Origin of the sequence: Vibrio sp. 10N.222.46.A1, from assembly GCF_041473595.1 — a bacterium.
Taxonomy (GTDB): domain Bacteria; phylum Pseudomonadota; class Gammaproteobacteria; order Enterobacterales; family Vibrionaceae; genus Vibrio; species Vibrio tasmaniensis_A.
Genome location: NZ_JBFRSN010000411.1, coordinates 1 through 4,595, shown reverse-complemented (window position 1 = coordinate 4,595; position 4,595 = coordinate 1). Strand labels below are relative to the sequence as shown.

The following is a 4,595-nucleotide window of genomic DNA, read 5'->3' as shown; positions in this document are numbered from 1 at the left end:
TGCTGCTGTGTGGTGTCGACCAGTCACAATCACGACATGACAACTTTGTTTGGCTTCTTGGATCGCCTTTTTCAGTTCTGGATGAATCGTGTGATCATCCCATCGAGATCTAACGCCAATAGCTTGTGCTTATCCAATTTATGTTTATAGGACTTATGCGGTGATGACTTATGCATGTGCGAGGCCTTACTTCTGTCCGTAGTATGAATTCTTACCGTGTTTGCGGTTGTAATGCTTGTCGAGTAGCTCTGGTTGAATTGCTGCTTCTGGACTGATGGCACGAGTAGCTGTTGCCATGGCTGCAATCTCTTCCATTACGACTGCATTGTGCACTGCGTCTGAACCATCCTTGCCCCATGTAAATGGTGCGTGGCCTGCGATGATGACACCTGGCATTGCCTGTGGATCGATATCGCGTTGGTTGAATTCTTCGATAATCACTAAGCCAGTATTTTTCTCGTAATCAGATTCGATTTCAGATTTCGTTAGTAGGCGAGTACAAGGCACATCACCGTAGAAGTAATCGGCGTGTGTGGTTCCAAGCGCTGGAATGTCTCGGCCGGCTTGCGCCCAGATTGTTGCATTGCGAGAGTGTGTGTGAACAATACCGCCAATGGTTGGGAAGGCTTTATAAAGCTCAACGTGCGTTGCTGTGTCGCTTGAAGGGTTTAGGTTACCTTCAACGTGGTTGCCTTCTAAATCGAGAACAACGATGTCATCTGCCGTCATTACATCGTATTCAACACCTGACGGTTTGATTGCAATCACGCCACGTTCACGATCGATTTCAGATACATTGCCCCAAGTGAAAGTCACTAAGCCATATTTAGGAAGTTGCAAGTTTGCTGCGAACACGCGTTCTTTTAATTCTTGGTATTTTTTTTGTTCTTGAGACATTGTGTTTGCCCATGTTGTATTGAGTGAATGACGAGCGGATTGCCTAGCTAAATTCCCTAATTAAAAGAAGACTAGGCAATCGCACTCAATCGCGTTACTTCGCTGCTAGCTTGATCTTGTTGATCATCACATCGCCATTTTTCTCGATGTATGCGCTCCATACTGGCTGAATAGCTTGTTGGAAAGCTGCACCATCAACATCACGGTTTACTTGCATTCCGTTCGCTTCTAGTTGAGCAATCATCTTGTCTTCTTTTTCAATGCTTAGCTTACGTTGCATTGCAACCGCTTCAGCAGAGACTTCTTCAATGATTTTTTGCTCGTCTTCCGTTAGCTTGTCGAACTTACGTAGGTTCATTGTTAAAACTAGTGGTGAGTAAGCGTGTTGTGTAAGGCTTAGGTATTTTTGTACTTCGTCAAACTTGAAAGATAGCGTTACAGAAATTGGGTGGTCTTGAGAGTCAACAACGCCTGTTTCAAGTGCAGTATAAAGTTCAGATACTGGAAGCTGCTGCGGGTTAGCACCGAGCTCATTGAACATGTCGTTTAGCGCTTTCGAGCCATTCACACGCATTTGTAGGCCTTCAACATCTGAAGGAACACGAATAGGTTTTTCGTTGTTGGTCATGTTGCGGTAACCATTTTCAGGGAAACCAAGACCTTTAAGACCGAATTTTTCAAAGTTCGCTAACACTTCTTTACCCGGCTCGCCGTCCAGTACTTTGTATGCTGTTTGACGATCTGGGAACATGAACGGCAGAGTGAAGGCCGCTGATTCAGGCATTAGGCCGTTGTAGTTGTTCAAGCCAACCATCGCTAAATCGACGATGCCAGCACGTGAACCATCGATCATTTGCTTATCACTGCCCAATTGACCTTGTGGGTAGATGTTTACTTTGATTTCGCCGTTTGAACGAGCTTCTACTTCTTTCTTAAAGAACAAAGATAGGTCTTGTTGCAAATCCGACTCTGGTGCAGCGTGCGCCAGTTTTAGAGTCGTAGCGGCAAAAGCGCTAGAGCTCATTGCGATAGTCGAAGCGAGTAGAGTAAGTTTTAGTAGGGTTTTCATTATTATTTTCTCCGTCGAGGATTAACCAATGACAAACGACATTGGCACAGTGATAATGCTTGGGAAGATGACAAACAGTGTGAGCAGAGCCATGTAAGCCGCGATGAAGGGCAATACACCTTTCACTGCAGTCGACATTGGTACTCTCGCTACACCACACACTACGTTTAGTACGGTGCCTACAGGAGGCGTAATCAAGCCAATTGAACAGTTGATAACGAACAGTAGGCCGAAGTACGTTGGGTCAATCCCAGCCATCTTGATGACAGGCATTAAAAGGGGTACAAGGATTAGAATCGTTGGGCTCAAGTCCATAACCATGCCGACACAAAGTACGAGCAACATAATTACTGCCATTAATAGGCGTGGGCTATCCACCAGTGGACCTAACATTTCTGCGAGTTGTTGAGGAAGCTGAGCAACAGTAATTAACCACGCAGCGACCATTGCACAACCCACCAAGAACATAACCATTGCGGTCGAGCGACCAGCGTTGAGTACGATGTGGTAGAACTTCTTAATAGTGAGTTCTTTATAAACAAACGTTGAGATGAAAATAGCGTAAGTGGCGGCGACTACAGCGGCTTCTGTCGGTGTAAAAATACCAAAGCGAATACCGACAATGATGATGACTGGTAACATCAATGCCCATACGCCATCTTTAAGTGCAGCGCGTTTTTCAGCCTTTGTTGCACGTTCAGACGTTTCTAAGTTTTCTTTACGAACCGTCCAGCGCCACACAAACATCAATGTCATACCCATTAACAGGCCAGGAACGATGCCGCCTAGGAATAGGTTTTTGATCGAGATACCGCCAGCAACACCTACAAGGATCAGAGGGATTGAAGGTGGAATAACGGGTGCGATGATACCGCCTGAAGCAAGTAAGCCCATTGAAGGTGCTTCTGGGTATTTCGCTGCTTTCATCATTGGGTAAAGAATACTGACCAAGGCTGCAGCATCTGCTACAGCTGAACCAGAAAGGCCAGCAAGCAGTACCGAAGTCATGATTGCAACGTAACCTAAGCCACCTTGACGGTGTCCCACGTAAGTGGTTGCTAGGCGAACAATACGCTGCGACAAACCACCCGATGCCATTACTTCACCCGCAATGAGGAAGAATGGAATGGCAAGCAGAGTGAAGCTGTCGACACCATTAATTAAAGACTGCGCAAGAATGTCTGCACTAAAGAAGTCCATGTGAAGCATCAGCGCCATTGAAGACAATAACAGTGCAAACGCAACAGGAAGACCAAGTAAGATTGAGACAATCAATACCGATAAGAAAATGGCTAACGTCATTATTCTTTCTCCTCATCTAAGCTATCTAGCTGCCAGTCGGGCTTGAAGATTCGCATAAAGGCAATCACGCCCATTAACAAACCTGACACCACACCGGCTAAGTAAAATAATGCTGAAGGAAGCCCTGTAAGCTGAGAAATATCTGACCAGTTAGACATCATTTGACGGTATGAACCGACGTAAAGCATGCCGACAGAAATCAGTACTATTACCCAGCAGATACGTCTTAGTACGGGTACTGCTTTTGGGAAGAGTCGTTCAGAAAACTCTGCAACAGCGAGGTGTTCACCTCGGCGCAGCACAACGGCGGCACCGAGCATGACAACCCATACAAGACCAAGGCGAGATAGTGCCCGGGCGTGGCGTTGCAAGCAGCAGTAAACCTTCAGGTTCATGCTCTTCAATCGTTGGACCGTAAGTCAGTAGCTTTTCTAGCTTCTCAACTTCAGACTCATCTAGGTCTGCCGTTAGATCAGCAAAGTGGGCAAACTCAGCGTAAATACCTGTTACAGGTAAGCTTAATTCACGACAAAGCTCTAAAAGCTTGTTAACACGAAACTCAGATAGAGCTGGGGAGCCACGCAAAATTCTCATGTGCTTAGGTCTCTTATGCAGTTGATTAAGGTAGTATTGGAATAAATTCAGTGGGTTATAGGAACAACCTAACTGTTTTCTTCGAAGCTATTCCCGAAGGTTGCCAAACCTATGCCGATTCCACCTCTTCAATGCGAGCGCATTATAAAGCATTTCTTTTTGTGACGTAACACCAAAAGCAACCGTTTGCGTGATTTTTTTTATCTTTATGCGTAAATGGTACTTTTGCTGCATTTATCAGCACTTTTACAACTGTTTAAATAAACCTGCTTTGCCAGCCTTGCGGGGTTTGGTATAAAGGGGCTTCCACTTTTCGAGATTTCATTTTGATGCCTAAATTTACGCTCATCTTTTCGTCTAAGTTCCTTCTGCTTGCCATTGCCCTAGTTGGGTTGGCTGGATGCCAGATTGAGTCAGAACCTAAAAGTGTCCTTGAGCAGATACGAGAGCGAGGCGTTCTTCGCGTCGGCACCCTGAATAACCAACTCTCTTATTACATTGGTCCCGATGGCCCTGCTGGTTTGGATTACGAGTTAGCTCGTGAATTTGCGCAGGAGCTTGGTGTACAGCTTGAGATTAAACCCGCTTACCGTTTATCCGGCCTCTTTCCAGCCTTAAAGAAAGGCGAGATCGATCTTATCGCGACAGGGTTAACGCAAAACAATAACCTGACACGCGCTTATCGCGCTGCGCCCGCCTATTACTATGTAAGCCAACAAGTGGTGTATAAAAA

Annotated in this window: 5 protein-coding genes and 2 pseudogenes; 1 reads left to right on the top strand and 6 read right to left on the bottom strand. The window is 45.6% G+C overall.

Annotated elements, in window-relative coordinates; genetic code table 11:
- The 6 genes and pseudogenes from AB4496_RS12920 to AB4496_RS12895 form a co-directional block, all read right to left on the bottom strand.
- Window positions 1–176: pseudogene (locus AB4496_RS12920) on the bottom strand (HAD hydrolase family protein); the annotation flags it as partial.
- 10 nt (window positions 177–186) lie between these two features.
- Complete coding sequence (locus AB4496_RS12915; protein WP_009845883.1) at window positions 187–897, bottom strand: L-ribulose-5-phosphate 4-epimerase; 711 nt, start codon at window positions 895–897, stop codon at window positions 187–189.
- Window positions 898–991: 94 nt separating this feature from the next.
- On the bottom strand, window positions 992–1,966 hold the full coding sequence (locus tag AB4496_RS12910; RefSeq protein WP_009845882.1) for a DctP family TRAP transporter solute-binding subunit: 975 nt from the start codon (window positions 1,964–1,966) through the stop codon (window positions 992–994).
- A gap of 21 nt (window positions 1,967–1,987) precedes the next feature.
- Window positions 1,988–3,268, bottom strand: coding sequence for a TRAP transporter large permease subunit (locus tag AB4496_RS12905; protein WP_009845881.1), 1,281 nt, complete (start codon window positions 3,266–3,268; stop codon window positions 1,988–1,990).
- Window positions 3,268–3,588, bottom strand: a complete 321-nt coding sequence (locus AB4496_RS12900) for a TRAP transporter small permease (protein WP_372131095.1) — start codon at window positions 3,586–3,588, stop codon at window positions 3,268–3,270. The genes AB4496_RS12905 and AB4496_RS12900 overlap by 1 nt, the downstream gene beginning before the upstream one ends.
- 13 nt (window positions 3,589–3,601) lie before the next feature.
- Window positions 3,602–3,862: pseudogene (locus AB4496_RS12895) on the bottom strand (hypothetical protein); the annotation flags it as partial.
- Window positions 3,863–4,191: 329 nt separating this feature from the next.
- Here AB4496_RS12895 and AB4496_RS12890 point away from each other — a divergent pair.
- Window positions 4,192–4,595: transporter substrate-binding domain-containing protein (locus AB4496_RS12890; RefSeq protein WP_372131093.1), on the top strand; the 404-nt coding region annotated here is incomplete at its 3' end.